Raw genomic sequence first — 15,581 nt, 5'->3', positions numbered from 1 at the left:
GCCGGGCCGAGCTGCGCCTGACCCTGACGGTGGCCGAACGCGAGGACCCGCTGGCGCCGCCGCCGGACGCCCTGCGGCCCGGGTTGCTGTCGGTCGGGGACATCCCCGCAGGCGATCGGCTCGGTGAGGCGGACCGGGCCCACCGGTCGCGCCCGGTGGTCGAGGACCCCGACAAGGGCGAGGTGCGGACCGCCCCGGTGCTCGGCGACACCGCCCTGTTCGCGCTGGTCAAGCGGATCGCGGCGCGGTCGGTACGGGACGCCGCCCAGGCCCTGGGCGGATCCGGGCCGCGGTTGTGGGACTGGTTCGGCCACTGGTGGGGCGCCGACACCCCGGCGCGGGGCGCCGCCCCCCGCCCCTCCCGGGTGCGGCTGCGGGAGGTCCCGGCGATCACCGGGGGAGCGCTGGTGACGGCCACCCGGATGACCGTGGACCCCCTGTTCGGGGACTCCGTGGACGGCCGCCTGTTCACCCACGACCTCCAGTGCGGGGGGACCGCCGAGGCCGTGTTCGACATCGAGGACCCCGACGACGCCGTCCTGGGCCTGTGCGCGCTCGTCGTCCGCGACCTGGCGACGGTGCCCTTCGACACGCTGGGGGCGGGCTCGGGCGTGGGCCACGGCCGGGTGAGCGCGGTCCGCGCGGAACTGGTGTCCCACGGTGGGGGGCCGCAGCGGCGCGTCGACCTGATCGCGGCGGTGTTCACCCCCGACGGCCCGGACGCGGCGGCCGTCCGGGAGTGGGTGGCCGCCCTGCGCCCCCTGGTCTCCGGTGACACGGTCTCCGGCGGCACCGGACCCGATGCGTCCCGACGGGAAGGAGGACGACCGTGACCGACGCCCCCGCTGGGGTGACCGTGCGCAGGTTGGACGCCGCGGAGATCGACGCGGTCTTCGACGACGTCTTCGTGCGGGGCACCCGTTGCAGTCCGCTCGACGCCGGCGTGCCCGGCACGCCCGGCGATCCGGACACGCCGCAGTGGCTGCTGGCCGAGCTGGGCGACGGCCGCATCACCGGTGTCTGCCCGCGGGACCGCTGGCACCGCTCGGACGGGCCCGGTACCGCCGACCTGTCGGCGCCGCCGCCGGTCGCGCCCGCCGACCGGGTCCGTGTTCTGGAGGTGCTGGTGTTCGCCGCCCACGCCCAGATCCGGATCGGTGAGGGCGGCCGGACCGGGTGGATCAGCGCCGATGCCCCCGGCGAGGTCCCCCCGTGGCTGCGCCCGCGCGACCGCTCCTTCCTGCTCCAGGGCTGGACCGGGCCCGAGCACGGCCGCTCCCCGGGTGAGGGGGTGCCGCTGACCGTGACCGCCGAGCCCTCCGGGGCGCGCGCGGTCCTGCCGGTCGTGTGGACCGACTTCTCCGCGCGGGTGCGCCGCGTCCGCGGGGGCCGTGCCATCGCCGAGGGGGCCGGGAGCTGGCTGACCGTGCGCGAATACTGGGCGCAGGACCCCGGCACCGGCACCGTGGGGGTGGCCTTCCACCGGCTGACCGGCCTGTCCACCGGACCCAAGCCGACCGGTCCGGTGTTCGACCCGGGCACCGGGGACGAACCCGTCGGGGGGACGCTGTGGTGAACCCCCGCGATGTGGCCTCACGCCTGGGCGGCACCGACCGCTCCCGCCCCGCCGGGCAGGACGCCCCGGCGCGTGCCACCGCACCCTACGGCGCGGTCCGCATGGCCGCCGACCCCATGCCCGCCGCCGACCTGCACGGCGGATACGACAGCGGCGACCTGCTGCGCAGCCACGACCACACGGTGCGCGGCACCCATTCGGGGTGGATCGACCTGACCCTGACGACCCTCACCCCCACCTTCGTGGGCCGCACCCCGGACCGGGGCGGGGTGAGCCGCTCCCTGCGGCTGCCGCACGGCGAGACCCCGCTGCCCGTGCTGCCGGGTTCGGGGCTGCGCGGCCTGGTCCGCAACACCTTGCGTATGCTCACCAGCGGGGAGACCGGACCGGTCAACACGCCGATGCTGTTCTTCCGGGCGCCGGTGCGCATCGACCCGGCCTCGGCCGACAGCACGCTGTCGCCCCGCACCCGCTCGGTGATGGCGCTGCGCCACTCCCAGTACCGCAGGCGGCGGGCGGGCCTGCGCACCCGGCAGGGCTTCCTGTTCCATGAGCGCTCCCGCGACCGCTGGTACATCGTGGAGGTCCCGGCCGCCGGGCCCGGCGGGGAGCGCGGCCAGGCGTTGAAAGTGCCGTTCGCGGTGCTGCGGAAAAGCCTCGAACGGTGGGATTTCGGGGTGGCGGACCTGCCGGACACCCCCCGGGGCACCTCGTACGTGCCCACCACCCACGAACAGCACGGCCGGTTGCAGTACCGCTGGGTGTACGCCGTTCACCTGCCGGGGGAACGGCGCGTCTCCGCGGTCGCCCCGACGGAGCAGGAGGCCCGCGCGCACCTGGCCGCGCACCGGATCGACGCCCGCGACCTGGGCCGGGGCGGGGTCGTCCCGGCCCTGGTGGTGCTCACCGGCGCGGCCGCGGGCGAGCGCCGCAACGCCTACCTGTTCCCCCGGCCGCCGGATCTGCGCACCGGGCGGCTGCGCGTCCCCGACGCCCTGGTGGAGATGTTCGAGTCGGCCGAGCAGATCACCGGGTACCAGCGGGCCGCGTTCCCCGACGGGCTCGGTACGGAGGAGGGGGACCCCGAACGCGAGCGGGTCGGCGGGGCCGGCGGCGGCGGACTGCCCCGCCGCGGTATGGAACCGGTCTGGTTCGATGTGGACTCCCGGGGGTCGGTGGCGTCCTTCGGCCGTTCGGGCGGCTACCGGATCGCGGTCAGCGACGACGACCCGATCCGCCGGGCGGTGCCGGAGGCGCTGCTCAGCCCCCAGCACGGGGACGCCGACCGGGCCGATCGCGCGGGGCGGCCGGTGGACGTGGGCCGGGCCCTGTTCGGGGACGTGGACACGTTCGCGGGTGAGTCGCCCGCCTCCAAGGGGCGGGTGTTCTTCGGCAACGCGGTGTGCACCGACCCCGATCCGGACTACCCCGACGGAGCGGCCCTGCGGGTGCGGCTGCTCTCCCCCCAGCGCGGCTGCTTCGCCAACTACCTGCTCCAGGGCCCGGACGCGGCCGGGGGCAGGGCCGACGTCATCACGTGGGCGCACGAGGGGCGGGTGCGGCTCAACGGCTACAAGGTCTACCTGCACCGGCACCGCGACGATCTGGGCTCGCCGGTGCGCTATGACGACGCGGCCCGGGAGGATCCGGGCCTGGAGGTGCTGGTACCCGGGGGCGACCACGAGCCGCCCCGGGACACCCAGCGCGACATCGTCCCGCTCCGCGACGGGCTGGAGTTCCGGTCGCGGATCACCTTCACCAACCTCACCGACGGGGAGCTGGGCGCCCTGCTGCGGTCCCTGCTGCTGGACAACCCGGTGGACGGCGGCGACCCGGCCGATCCGGAGTACGCGCACAAGATGGGCATGGGCAAGTCGCTGGGGATGGGCAGCGTCCATCTGCGACCGCGGCTGCACCTGGTGGACCGGCGGGCCCGGGCGCTGTCCCCGGACCCGGCGGCCGGGGTGGAGCGCGCCGACGCCGCCCGGGTGCGGGCGCTGTTGGACGCCTTCGACGGCGCGCTGACGGCACGACGGCTCTCCGGAAACGGCGACCCGTCCCGGTGGCGGGAGGTGGACCAGGCCGTGGACGTGCTGCTGGCCGCGCGCTGGCGGTACCGGCTGCCCTGGGAGGACACGGCGGTGATGCCGCTGCGCGCGTTCGCCGAGTACCCGGTCCTGCCCCCGTTGGTCGACCGTTACGCGGCGGCCGGCCTGCTCAGCCGGTGATGACCTCGGTCAGCGCGTCGATGAGGTCGGCGCGTCGGTCCGGGTCGTCCTGGGCGTCCGCCCAGCGGTCGGGCACGCCCCGCCCCTCCTCCAGGATCGCGCACAGCAGGGTGTCCAGGGTGCCCCGGGGGTCGGCCTCCAGGGCGGCCCGCCGCTCCTGCGCGCGGGCGGACAGCTCCAGAGCGGTCCGCTCCAGCCACATCTTCTCCTCCTCGCTGAGCACTTCGCGGCGCTCGGGATCGGCCTCGTCCCGGACCACCGGGGTGTCCGGCACGGGGGCGTAGGGGGCGCTGCGGGCCCGGCCCCGGGCCTGCTGCACCAGGGCGAAGTGGGTGGGCATGTCCACCGCCATACGCCCCAGGACCCCGGTGAGCCTGCGGGCGACGTCCTCGCCGCTCAGGGCCGGCAGCAGGCGGCGCAGCAGGAGGCGGCGCCGTTGGTCGGGGGTGCGCCCGGGGTCGGCGTCGCGGCCGGCGGCCAGCTCGGCGAGCTTGCGCAGGAGGTAGTCGCCGGTGGCGGTGGAGACCATCGGCGCCTCCTTGGGGCCGCCCAGGCCGCGGCCGTGCAGGTCGGCGACGGGCACCGCGCTGCCGTCCTCGGTGAAGGAGACGGTCTCGCCGGGGGAGATGTCCTCGGGCAGGTCGGCTGCGGGGTTGCCCCAGCCCGCGGTGAGCACGAGCATGGCCAGCGCCTCCTGCTCGACCACGTCGGTGGCCAGGCGGGCCACGTCGCGGCGTTGGGCCCAGCGCCGGGGGCGTTCGGAGAACGCGCAGCGCACCCGCCCGTCGGCGGTGGGCTGGGGGTAGACGTGGCGCAGGTTCTTGTACGACCGGTCGCGGCGCACGTCGTCCAGGGCATCGCGCAGCCGGTGCGCGGCGGTCCGGTCGACCGCCTCCCCGACGGGTGCCGCACGCTTCATGCGCACGGCGATGACACCGTCGGGGTCGCCGCCGTGGTCCGGGCACGGGCAGTGCTCGGCGCACAGGTCGACGTAGTCGCAGAACTGCTCGGCGTGGCCCGAGCAGCCCTGTGCGGTTCCGTCCGCGGAGCAGGGCCCGCACCCCAGGACGCGTGTGAAGACGCGCAGGAAGGCGGCGGAGCCGAACAGCTCCCAGGCGGAGCAGTGGTGCGTGCTCACGAACTCTTCTCCCCGGGTGTTCCGGGGCCGGGTCGCTTCCCCAGCCCTCCGGAGAAGCGTGTGCGAGTACGTGAGACCTCAGGTGGCACTCCCGAGTCAACGGGAGACCACCTAACAAACTAGGACTGAAGCGACCAACTGTCAATTATCGACCCCGGTCCCTAAGGCATATAAAACAATATAGAAATCCATAAATCGGACATCTGAATCAATGGCCACTGGAGCCCCGGAGGAGTCGGCGGCATGTCGTTCCCGGCGCTTGATCGTCCCTGTCCGAGAGACTGCGGTGAGTCCCGGAAGGGGCGGGCGCGGCCGTGGGGGACGCGCTGTGAGAGAGGAACGGAGGTCGCCGGATGCCGGTGCTCAACCTGACGCCGCATGTGGTGACAGTCGTGGACGATGAGGCGAAGGTCATCGGCACCTGGCCCGGGGCGGCCGACCCCGCCAGGGTCGAGGCCGAGCGGGTTCCCGTGGGGCACCTGGACGACTCCACCTGCCCGGGGCCGGTGCCGCTGATCGCCGAACGGCGTACCAGGGCCAATCTGCCCGAGCCGAAACCGGGAGTGTGGCTCATCGTCTCGTCCGTGGTCGGCTTCGCCCATCCCGAGCGTGACGACCTGCTGATCCCCTCCGACCTGGTCAGGGACCATAGTGGCGTGGTCACCGCCTGCCGATCGTTCGTGGTCAGCGGGCGGCGGCCGCGGAAGTCGCCCGTTTCGGCCAAGAGGAGCGTGCCGACCAAGGGGAAAGGGGTCGGCCGAATCGACGGCACGACGAAACGGACGTAACGGGTTCGAGTATTACCTTTACCCACGGGATAGCGTTGTCCCCCACGAAACGAACAACGCCCCCGCGTGGAAAAGGACGCCGTGGACACTCCCCGCGTCGCCGTCGTTCTGGTCGGCCGCAACCCCACCCCGGCACTGCTGTCCTCGCTCACCCTGCCGGCCGACCGGATCGTCCTGCTGAGCAGCGACGGCACCCGACCCCTGGCCGAACGTACGGCCGCCGCCCTGGCCCGGCTCGCCCCCGACCGCACCGTGCGGGTGGAGGGGGTGGGGCCCGACCCGCACGACCCGGCCGGGGTCACCGCCGCCCTGGAGCGGATCCACCGCGACCACGGCGCCGCACCCCGCCACCTCGACTACACCGGCGGCACCAAGGTCATGAGCGTGGCCGCCGCCCTGTACCGGGGCGGCGCCGCGGCCGGTCCCGAGGCCACGGCGTTCAGCTGTCATTACCTCGACCCCGCCTCCGACCTGCTGCGCCCCGTCGACCCCGGCGAACCGCCGCTGCCGGTCGCCGATGCCGGTATCGACCTGGGCGTCCTCGCCGGCGTCCACGGCGCCCGCTGGCTCTCCGACCGCGATCCCGCCACCGTGCGCGCCGCCCTGCGCGGCGGCGCCCGCACCCTGCGCGAGGCCTTCCCCGGCCTGCACCCCACGGAGGTGCGCGGGGTCGTCAACGAGGCCGACGTGCTGCGCCACCTGCGGCGCATCACCCGGGGCCGGGAAGGCGTGGAGGTGCTGGGGCCGCGCCGGGTCGCCGATCCGCGCCATCCGGCCGATTCCATCGCCGACTTCGATGCCCTGGTCCGCTTTCGGCACCGGGTGCTGTGCGTGGAGGTCAAGAGCGGAGCGGAGGAGGTGGTCGCCCGCGCCGGGTGGACCGTCGCCAAGGCCCGGCGCGTGTTCGGCAACGTCGCCAAGGTGCTGTTCGTGCACACCGGGCCCGCCGTGCCCGGGCTGCGCGAGCGCATCGCCGCGCACAGCCCGGCGCTGAGCTCCTCCCAGGTGCAGGTGTGGAGTCTGGACGACCTGCGCTCCCGCCTGACCGATGCGGAGGCGCTGCGCAAGGTGTTCTTCCCCGGACAGGCCGCCCCGGCGCCGGCGGCGCGGGCCGTGGTGCCCTCCGCGGTGCGGCCGGTGGCGCCTCCCGTGGCGACGCCCGCCCCGGTGTGCGCGGTGACCGGGGCCTCGGCGGCCCCCATCCTGGTCACCGCGCTGGGCAGTAGCCGTCTGGGCCTGCTGTCGGCCGTGCACGCCCACCGGCCCGAGCGGGCGCTGCTGCTCTCCTCCCGCCAGGGGGTGCGCGCGGGAGTGCGCGAGGCGGCGGCGCGCGCCCTGTACGCCGCCGAACACCCCGGCACCCCGGTACCGGACGCGGACGGGCTGCGCGCCTCCGGGCACCGCGACCGCATCCGGTTCGCCGCCGACCCGGTGGACGGCTCCAGCGCCGGGTCCGTCGCCGACGCCGCGCACACCTGGATCGCGGGGATGCGTGCCGAGGACCCCGGCCGACCGGTGGTCGTGGACGTCACCACCGGCACCAAGGCGATGAGCCTGGGCCTGGCCCTGGCCGCCCGCCGTTCGGGGGCGTGCGTCGCCTGCCAGGTGGTGCGCGATCGGAAAGTGGTGTGCCTGACCCACGGCGGGGCCGCCGTGCAGGGCCGGGCGGTGGTGGACTGGTCCCTGGTCCTGGACGGGTACGCGCCGCTGGCCGGCCCCCTGGCCGACGCGGTGTGCCCGCAGGGCGCCGCGCAGGTGGACGTCCCCCTGGTGGCGGCCGCGGCCGAGCGCCTGGTCCGCGCGGCGAGCGGCCCGGTGGGATTGTGGGTCGACCGCTCCCTGGCCGATCCGCCGGCCGCCGACACGGCCCGGGAGCGCCCGGCGCTGGTGCTCACCTTCGACGACCGGGCCCTGGGCCTGGCGGCTCCGACCTGGAGCCGCCCCGTCCGCTCGGGCGCGGTCCGCAGGGTGAGCCGGGGCGCCTGGGCGCAGAGCGTCTCCGCGGCCACCGGCCACCTCAACCTGCGCTGCGACGTGGCCGGGAAGGTGATGGCGCTGACCCGGCCGGGCGGTGACGTGGGACGGGCCGCCGAGCTGGTCGCCTGGATCACCCACGAGGAGCCGGAGGAGGGCGGCGGGGACGGCTGGGGCTTCGGCGACCCGCAGCGGCCGGTGCTGGTGGTCGCCGACCCCGCGGTGCCGCCCGGCCTGTGGGACATCGACGCCAGCTCCCTGTGAGGGGGTTGTGCGGGGGGTGCGCCCGGTGCCGTTCATGTCCCCGTGCCGTCGCGGGCACCGGCGGCGCGGTCTGCGGGACCGGGCCGTGTCCTGTCCGGGAACCGGTCGCCGATCTTGCGGTGCCGCCCGGCCTGTGGGACATCGACGCCGGCTCCCTGTGAGGGGGCCGCGCGGGGGCGGGTGCGCCCGGTGTCGTTCATGTCTTCGTGCCGCCGTGGGCACCGGTGGCGCGGTCTGCGGGACCGGGCCGTGTCCTGTCTGGGAACCTGCGCCCCGAACAGGGAGGATGGGAGGGGACCGGCCGAGATTCGGGCGGGGAACGGAGCCCTGACGGTGGTGCGGCCGGTGCGCATGGGGTCCGCCGCGGCGACGGCACTGCTGCTCGCCGCCTGCCTGCCGCCGCCCGTCGCGGAGCCCACCGCCGAGGAGGTCCCCGAACGCTACGCCGGGCAGGAGATCGCCTGGGCCGACTGCCCCGGCCGGGAGGCACCCCTGGAGTGCGGGACCGTCACCGTCCCGCTCGACCACGACCGCCCCGACGGGGAGACCCTCGAACTGGCCCTGATCCGGTCGCCCTCCGACGGGTCGCCCCAGGAGCCGATCGGGTCCCTGGTGGTCAACCCCGGCGGTCCCGGCGTCCCCGGCACCGGTATGTTCCACGACACCGTCTTCTCCGACCGGATCCGCGCGTCCTTCGACCTGGTGTCCTTCGACCCGCGCGGTGTCGGCGCCAGCGGCGCGCTGAGCTGCGGCGACCGCTACGCCATGGAGGACGCCCGGCAGGCGGTCTCGGACACCCACCCCCGCCACCTCACCGAGGTCGACCTACAGCCTCTGGACGACACCGCCCGGCGTTACGCGCGTTCGTGCACCGAGACGGCGGGGGAGGAGGCCCTGACCGAGATCGGCACCGTCAACGTCGTGCGCGACCTGGACATCGTCCGCGACGCGCTTGGCGACGACACCCTGACGTACGTGGGCTACTCCTACGGCACCCACATCGGCGCGCTGTACGCGCACATGTACCCCGAGCGGACCCGGGCCCTGGTCCTGGACGCCGCGGTGGACACCGACGCCTCCACCGTCGAGACGGCGCTGGACCAGGCCGCCGCGTTCCAGGCCGCATGGGAGCGGTTCGTCGACCACTGCGCCGCGACCGAGGCGGACTGCCCCTTCACACCCGGGGCCGACCCCGACACGGTGGCCCGCGAACTCTTCGAGAAGCTGGACCGGGACCCCGCCTCCGCCGACGGCATCCCGGTGGACGGCGGGCTGTTGCTGCTCATGGCCACCGCCGCGCTGTACCGGGAGGGGGCCTGGGACCTGTTGGCCGACGCGTTCGCCGCCCTGACCCGGGAGCAGCCGGGGGAGTCGGGCGGGGAGCTCCTCGCCCTGTACGAGGAGCTGTTCGGCGGCCTGGGCGGGGAGGAGGCGGGGCCCGGGACCGGTGGCGACCACGGCGACCCGCGCGCCGCCTACACCGCCGTCACCTGCGCCGACCACGCCTCGCCCACGGATGTGACCGAGTACCGGGACGCGGCCGCGCGGGCCGTGGAGCTGTCCCCGCTGTTCGGCGCCGACACCGTCTGGGAGCAGTTGCCCTGCGCGCACTGGCAGCACGCCGAACGGCCGCCCACCGGGTTCACCGCCCCCGACGCCCCGCCGGTGGTGGTCGTCGGCGCGGTGGGCGACCCGGCCACCCCCTACGCCTGGTCCCGGGAACTGGCCGGGCGGCTGGAGAGCGCGGTTCTGGTCACCTACGAGGGCGGCGGCCACACCCTGTACGGGGCGGGTCGGGTGCCGTGTGTGGAGGAGGCGGTGGACGCCTACCTGATCGGCGGTGAAGTACCGCCCGAAGGGCTGATCTGCCCCGAATCGTGAGGCGGGGGCGGTGGACCGGGGCCGGGCATGGAGGAGACCCCGCCGTACGGCCGCTCCGTGCGACGGGGTCCCCCGGTTCGGGGAGGGGGCGGCGGGGGCGGCGCGGGGCGGGCACCACCGGGCGCCGCGCGGGGTCCGGGCCTTGCGGGGCCGGGCGCGCGGCGGACGGCTCCCACAGGACCTGGGCGAAGAACACCGGCAGCCACGTCCACAGCACCGGCGCCGCGATCCAGGCCGCCGCACCGGCGGCCGCGGGCACGAAGAGCGCGACGGCCCCGCAGACCACGGCGACCAGGGCGCACGACCACGAGTACAGGACCGCGCCGCCCCGGCCGGTGGAGCGCAGCCACCCCGAGCCGCCCAGCACCGCGCGGGTCAGGGCGACCGGCGCCGCCCAACCCCCGGCGATGCGCACCAGCTCCTTCAGCGTCGGGGCCGCCGCCTCGGTCGTTCCCGGCGGCGGCGCCGCCATCGGGTCCACCACCCACACCCCGCTCAGCAGCACGCAGGCCCCGTACACCGCCACCGACACCGAGGTGGAACGCTGTGACGCCCGGCCGTGCAGCGCCCGGGCCAGCCCCACCGCGCCGCCGACGGCCAGGGCCCCGCAGGCCATCACGACCAGAGCCTGCGCCCAGCCCCCGTCGGAGACGACGAACGGGTTCGCGGGCGCGGCCGCCGCGTCCGGACCTCCCCAGGACACCTGGACCAGCGAGAAGAGCAACTGCGCGGGCCCCGCGGCCATACCGCAGAGCAGCAGGGAACGGGTGGTGTCCGACCCCGGCCGGTCGTCGGCACGCTCCGGCCGGACCGTGGTCCGTTGCGGATTCCGCGGGTTCGCGCCCATGACGGTGTCGCCCCCATCGGGAGAACGGTGTGGGAGTCGTCGGGGAGAGCCCCCGACCTCATCGACTGTGACCCCAGTCTCACACCCGCCACCGACAATCCAGGGACCGTTCACAAGGGATCCGAGCGGGGAAAACAGAGAATCCGAAGTGCGGGGACGCTAATGTCCGAGAAGGACACGTTGTCCTCGCCGACCACCGCCCCTCAGCACCCCGGAGCGTCGATGACCACGCCCTCCACCGGCTTCCTCCCCCTCCTGGACGGAGACCCCGACCGCCTGGGCCCCTACCGCCTGGTGGGCCGACTCGGCGCGGGCGGTATGGGCACCGTCTACGCCGCCCTGACCCCCGACGGCACACGGATCGCGGTCAAGACGCTGCACCGGCACCACACCGCCGACCCGGAGTTCCGTGACCGGTTCACCCGGGAGGTGGACCTGCTCACCCGGGTCCGCTCCACCTGCGCCGTCGGCGTCCTGGCCGCCGACACCACCGGGGCCCGCCCCTGGCTGGCCACCGAGTACGCGCCCGGACCCACGCTGCGCGCCCATGTGGCCACCCGCGGGCCGCTGGGCGGCGACACCCTGCTGGCGCTGGCCGCCGGGACCGCCGAGGCGCTGCACTCCATCCATTCCGCCGGGATCGTGCACCGCGACCTCAAGCCCGACAACGTGGTGCTGTCCCCCGACGGGCCGCGCGTGCTGGACTTCGGGATCGCCCGCGCCCTGGACGAGACGGCGCTCACCCGTACCGGCGGCGTGGTGGGCACCCCCGGCTGGCTGGCCCCCGAGCAGTACGACGGGGCGGTGCCCGCGCCCGCCGCCGACATGTTCTCCTGGGGTGCGCTGATCGCCTACGCCGCCACCGGCCGCGAGCCGTTCGGCACCGGCCCCGTCGACACCCTGGTCCACCGCACCCGCCGGGAGGACCCCGATCTGACGGGGGTGCCGCCGGGGCTGCTGCCGCTGGTGCGCGATGCGCTCGACCGCAGCCCCGGGGTCCGGCCCACCGCCGCCCAGGTGATGACCGCTCTGCTGCGCGGACCGGGGGCGGGCGGTGCGGCCGGGGACGACGGCGCGGGAGGGTCCGGGTCGGGCGGCGGGAACGGGCCGGGGGCGTTCGCTCCGGGGCCGGCCGACGCCGGGCACGAACAGGAGACCCTGGCGCGGCTGCTGGCCACCGGCTGGCGGATCGACGCCCCCGTCGACCACACCCCCTGGGTCCCGCCGCGGCGCAGGCGGCGCACCTGGCCGCTGGTCGCCGCCTCCCTGGCGGTGCTGGTGCTCGTCGCCGGGCTGCTCACCGCGATCGTGCCCCCGCTGCGCCAGGCCACCTGGGGCGCCCTGGCCGCCGAGGCCCCGTCGCAGGCCGCGACAGGGGAGGAGGGCGGCGACGGGGCGACCGCGGAAGGTGACGGGGCGACCGCGGAACCGGTCCCGTGCGAGCCGGACGAAGAACGGCTGGCGGCCCAGGCGACCGTGGCCACCTGGCGGCCGTTCTCCCCCGACACCGTCGCGGACGGGGAGTACGAGGAGCTGTTGGCGGCGGCCGACGATCCCGACTCGCTCTTCGTCACCGACTCCTCCGTCGAGGTGTGGCCGTTCGTCGTCCCCCTCGACCACGACACCGCCGACTTCGGCCTGGGCAACGAGGCCGTCGACGGGTTCCCGGTGGCCACCGTGTGCTGGGAGTCGGTCGAGGCCGTCGCCGACGGGATCGAGGTCACCGCGCGGTTCACCTACCACCCGCACGTGGGCTCCTACACCGTCCACGCGGAGGACTTCATGGCCCTGGAGCCGCTGGACCCGGCCACCGACCCCGAGGGCCGCGACAAGGTCATCGTGCACGGCGGGGTCAACGAGGACTGGAGCGGACCGGTCACCCCGGTCCTCACCCTGGATCCCGACGACCCCGTCCAGGAGGCCACCGTGCTCCTGCCCGGCGCTCCCGAGCGCGGCGGCATCGCCTACCGGCCCGCGGCGCTGTTCGGAGCGCTGGTGCACGACGTCAGCGGGCACTGCTACGACGTCGACGGCACCACCGGCTGGCGCGACGACGTCCACCAGGGCAACGAGGGCTTCGCGCTGTCCGACTACCGCCCCGAGCAGAGCCTGCTCACCGACTGCCCCACCTGATCCGGCCCCGACCTGCCGCGATGCCCTCGTCATCCGGATGCCGAGGACATGCGGATGGTCTGGACGTCCGGATGGCGGCGTCATCGGAATACGGCCGGGGTTCCAGGGCGGGGACACGGGCAGGCTCCCGGTCGTGGTGCGGCCTCGGTCCCACGGCGGAGGACCCGGCGCACGGAGGCTCCGGCCACACGGATGCCGAGGACATGCGGATGGTCTGGACGTCCGGATGGCGGCGTCATCGGAATACGGCCGGGGTTCCAGGGCGGGGACACGGGCAGGCTCCCGGTCGTGGTGCGGTCCCGGTCCCACGGCGGAGGCTCCGGCCACACGGATGCCGGGATCATCCGGATGGCGCCGGTATCCGGATGTCGGCGCCGCCCCGCCGCCCCGACCCGGATCCCGAACACCCCCGGACCCCGGACATCTCGAAACACCGAAACACCGACACCGTGAGACTCTGAGACCCCCGAGAGCCCGATGACACGACTCTTCACCCACGGACCGGTCCCCCCGGACCTGCGCCCGCTCACCCCCGAGGATCCCCGGCGGCTCGGCCCCTACCGGATCGCGGGCCTGCTGGGCGCGGGCGGCATGGGCGCCGTCTACGCCGCCGCCGACGAGGTCGGCCGCTGCGTCGCGGTCAAGGTGATCCACGCCCACTTCGCCACCGACCCCGTCTTCCGGGCCCGGTTCGCCCGCGAGGCCGACCTGATGCGCCGGGTCGGCGGACTGTGCACGGTCGCGGTGCGCGCCGCCGACACCGGTGCCGAGAGCCCGTGGATCGCCACCGACTACGTGCCCGGCCCCACCCTGGCCGCCCGGATCCGCGACCGCGGGCCGCTCGACGAGGGCGACCTGGCCGCCTTCGCCGCCGGGACGGCGGAGGCGCTGCACGCCGTCCACGGGGCCGGGGTCGTGCACCGCGACCTCAAGCCCGGCAACGTGGTGCTGTCCCCCGACGGGCCGCGGGTCCTGGACTTCGGGATCGCCCGGGCCGTGGACGGCACCGCCGTCACCCGTACCGGGATGCTCATGGGCACCCCCGGGTGGACGGCGCCGGAACTGCTGGGGGGCGCCGATCCGGGCCCGGCCTCGGACATGTTCGCCTGGGGCGGCATGGTCGCCTACGCGGCCACCGGCCGTCCGCCGTTCGGGCGCGGCGACACCGCGGCGGTGCTGGAGCGCACCCGCCGGGAGCCGCCCGACCTGGACGGGGTGCCCGGCTGGCTGCACGGGGTGGTGGCCGCCGCACTGGCCAAGGACCCGTCCGTCCGGCCGAGCGCGCTGGAGGCGCTGCACGCGGTGGGCCACGGGCGGTACGGCACCGACCCGACCCTGGTGGCGTCCGAGCCGACCGCCCTGGTCACCCGGCTGGTGGAGGGGGACTGGTCGCCCGGGCGCGAGCGGGCACCCGAGCCCGGACGAGGGCGTACGCGCCGCCGTTCGTGGTCGCCCTGGCCCACACTGGCTGCCGCGGCCGCGGTGGTACTGGCGGTTCCCCTGGTGGGGGCGGCCGGGTACCGCCTGGGCGGGGAGTCCGCGGCGGTGGGCGGCGAGGCGGGCGTCGGCGGGGCCGACCCGTCCGGCGGGGCCACGGGGGGCGAGGGGGCGGGATCCGCCGATCCGGAGTCCCCCGGTCCGGCCGACGGGCCGGACGCGCCCACGGCGTCGGTCCCCGACCCGGAGCCGTTCACCCAGGTCACCGCCGAGGACACGGCGGGGCTGGCGGCGGCGGTCGTCGGCGGCGACACGTTCGTCTCCGAATCCCTGGTGGTGTCCCTGCGGGAGGCCGCCGCCCAGGACGGCGGGGTCCGCATCACCGGTCTGCGCACCCCGCGTTTCGAGGAGGGGCCGGTGGGGCCGGTGAGTTCGACGCGGGTGGACCTCACCGCCGGGGCGCGGGGGGACGAGATCGAGGGGGTGCTCTCCGGCCCGGGCGCGGACGACCTGCCCCCGGCCTCCGTCCCGGCCGTCTTCACCGCGTCGTTCCCCGGGGCTCCCGTGCGCGGGACGGTGGTCTTCCACCAGCGCTACGCGTTCGCACCGGGTGACCGCTACGCCGACCTGCGCCTGTGTTACGACACCGGGGCCGGGTTCACCGCCCCGGCCGCCGGAGAGGAGTGCCCGACATGAGCCGCCCCCTGACCCGGTTCGCGTACCGGTTGTGGTCCCGCTCCACGGTGCTGCTGCTCGCCGCCGCGCTGGTCCTGGTGCTGGTCGCGGCGGGCGGCTACGCGGTGGCGGCGGTCGGCGCGGTGTTCACCGACCGCTCCGCGGCTCCGGCCACCGCCGGACCCCCGACCGGAGCCGAGCAGGCGGAGCCGCCCGCCGTGGAACCGGCCGATCCGGCCCTGGACGGACTGAACGCGCTGGTGGTGCACGGCGCCGACCGGATCGTGCTGTACGTCGGCGGGACGGGGGTGTTCGGCCTGGTCGTCACCGGCGCCGAGAGCGACGGCGACGGGGCCCGGGTCACCGGTACCGCCCGCTACCACCCCGATGAGGGCGGCTACGGGCTGCGCCCGCACCAGTTCACCCTGGGCGGGACGGCGGCCGACGCCGAGGCCTCGGAGCTGCCCGCGCTCGGCGCGGACGCGCCGACGGCGCCGTTCACCCTGGTCTTCCCGGGGGCCGGGCTGCCGGAGGTGCTGGCGGTGTCGGCCCCGGAGGTCGCCACCGGCGGGATCGACGAGGCGATGCTCTGCCTCACCGCCGAGGGGGTACCGCGGGCCGACGTGTTCGGCTGCTGAGG

9 protein-coding genes and 1 pseudogene are annotated in these 15,581 nt (G+C 75.8%); 9 read left to right on the top strand and 1 reads right to left on the bottom strand.

The window, feature by feature from the left end; translation table 11 throughout:
• The 3 genes and pseudogenes from QJS33_RS23675 to QJS33_RS23665 all read left to right on the top strand — a co-directional run.
• A pseudogene (locus QJS33_RS23675) lies at positions 1–833 on the top strand (CRISPR-associated protein); the annotation flags it as partial.
• Positions 830–1,576, top strand: coding sequence for a hypothetical protein (locus tag QJS33_RS23670; protein WP_306370260.1), 747 nt, complete (start codon positions 830–832; stop codon positions 1,574–1,576). The pseudogene QJS33_RS23675 and the gene QJS33_RS23670, both read left to right, overlap by 4 nt.
• The gene (locus tag QJS33_RS23665) at positions 1,573–3,804 is read left to right on the top strand and encodes a TIGR03986 family CRISPR-associated RAMP protein (RefSeq protein ID WP_372339706.1); all 2,232 of its coding nucleotides are present in this window, start codon (positions 1,573–1,575) and stop codon (positions 3,802–3,804) included. Before QJS33_RS23670 ends, QJS33_RS23665 begins: the two co-directional genes overlap by 4 nt.
• Here the strand turns inward: QJS33_RS23665 and QJS33_RS23660 are convergent.
• Positions 3,794–4,942, bottom strand: coding sequence for a hypothetical protein (locus QJS33_RS23660; protein ID WP_306370259.1), 1,149 nt, complete (start codon positions 4,940–4,942; stop codon positions 3,794–3,796). The two genes, QJS33_RS23665 and QJS33_RS23660, sit on opposite strands and share 11 nt — an antisense overlap.
• Before the next feature lie 353 nt (positions 4,943–5,295).
• Between QJS33_RS23660 and QJS33_RS23655 the strand changes: the two genes are divergently transcribed.
• The 6 genes from QJS33_RS23655 (at position 5,296) to QJS33_RS23630 (ending at position 15,579) form a co-directional block, all read left to right on the top strand.
• Positions 5,296–5,730, top strand: a complete 435-nt coding sequence (locus tag QJS33_RS23655) for a hypothetical protein (protein WP_306370258.1) — start codon at positions 5,296–5,298, stop codon at positions 5,728–5,730.
• Positions 5,731–5,811: 81 nt separating this feature from the next.
• Entirely contained in the window at positions 5,812–7,968 is a 2,157-nt protein-coding gene (locus QJS33_RS23650) for a CRISPR-associated protein (protein ID WP_306370257.1), read from the top strand.
• 351 nt (positions 7,969–8,319) lie between these two features.
• On the top strand, positions 8,320–9,849 hold the full coding sequence (locus QJS33_RS23645; RefSeq protein ID WP_306370262.1) for an alpha/beta hydrolase: 1,530 nt from the start codon (positions 8,320–8,322) through the stop codon (positions 9,847–9,849).
• A gap of 1,069 nt (positions 9,850–10,918) precedes the next feature.
• Complete coding sequence (locus QJS33_RS23640; protein WP_306370256.1) at positions 10,919–12,829, top strand: serine/threonine-protein kinase; 1,911 nt, start codon at positions 10,919–10,921, stop codon at positions 12,827–12,829.
• Between the two features lie 477 nt (positions 12,830–13,306).
• Complete coding sequence (locus QJS33_RS23635; protein WP_306370255.1) at positions 13,307–14,962, top strand: serine/threonine-protein kinase; 1,656 nt, start codon at positions 13,307–13,309, stop codon at positions 14,960–14,962.
• Complete coding sequence (locus QJS33_RS23630) at positions 14,959–15,579, top strand: hypothetical protein (RefSeq protein WP_306370254.1); 621 nt, start codon at positions 14,959–14,961, stop codon at positions 15,577–15,579. Before QJS33_RS23635 ends, QJS33_RS23630 begins: the two co-directional genes overlap by 4 nt.
• Positions 15,580–15,581: the final 2 nt, after the last annotated feature.

The sequence above is a fragment of the Nocardiopsis sp. CC223A genome (assembly GCF_030766825.1).
In the GTDB taxonomy this organism is placed as follows: Bacteria; Actinomycetota; Actinomycetes; order Streptosporangiales; family Streptosporangiaceae; genus Nocardiopsis.
Note: the sequence above shows the minus strand (reverse complement) of the source record. Positions and strands in the feature narration are given on the sequence as shown.

Excerpts from the sequence above, each read along its gene's own strand:
- QJS33_RS23645 (WP_306370262.1), top strand. The coding sequence starts at position 8,320 with ATGGGGTCCGCCGCGGCGACGGCACTGCTGCTCGCCGCCTGCCTGCCG.
- QJS33_RS23630 (WP_306370254.1), top strand. The coding sequence starts at position 14,959 with ATGAGCCGCCCCCTGACCCGGTTCGCGTACCGGTTGTGGTCCCGCTCC.
- QJS33_RS23655 (WP_306370258.1), top strand. The coding sequence starts at position 5,296 with ATGCCGGTGCTCAACCTGACGCCGCATGTGGTGACAGTCGTGGACGAT.
- QJS33_RS23635 (WP_306370255.1), top strand. The coding sequence starts at position 13,307 with ATGACACGACTCTTCACCCACGGACCGGTCCCCCCGGACCTGCGCCCG.
- QJS33_RS23640 (WP_306370256.1), top strand. The coding sequence starts at position 10,919 with ATGACCACGCCCTCCACCGGCTTCCTCCCCCTCCTGGACGGAGACCCC.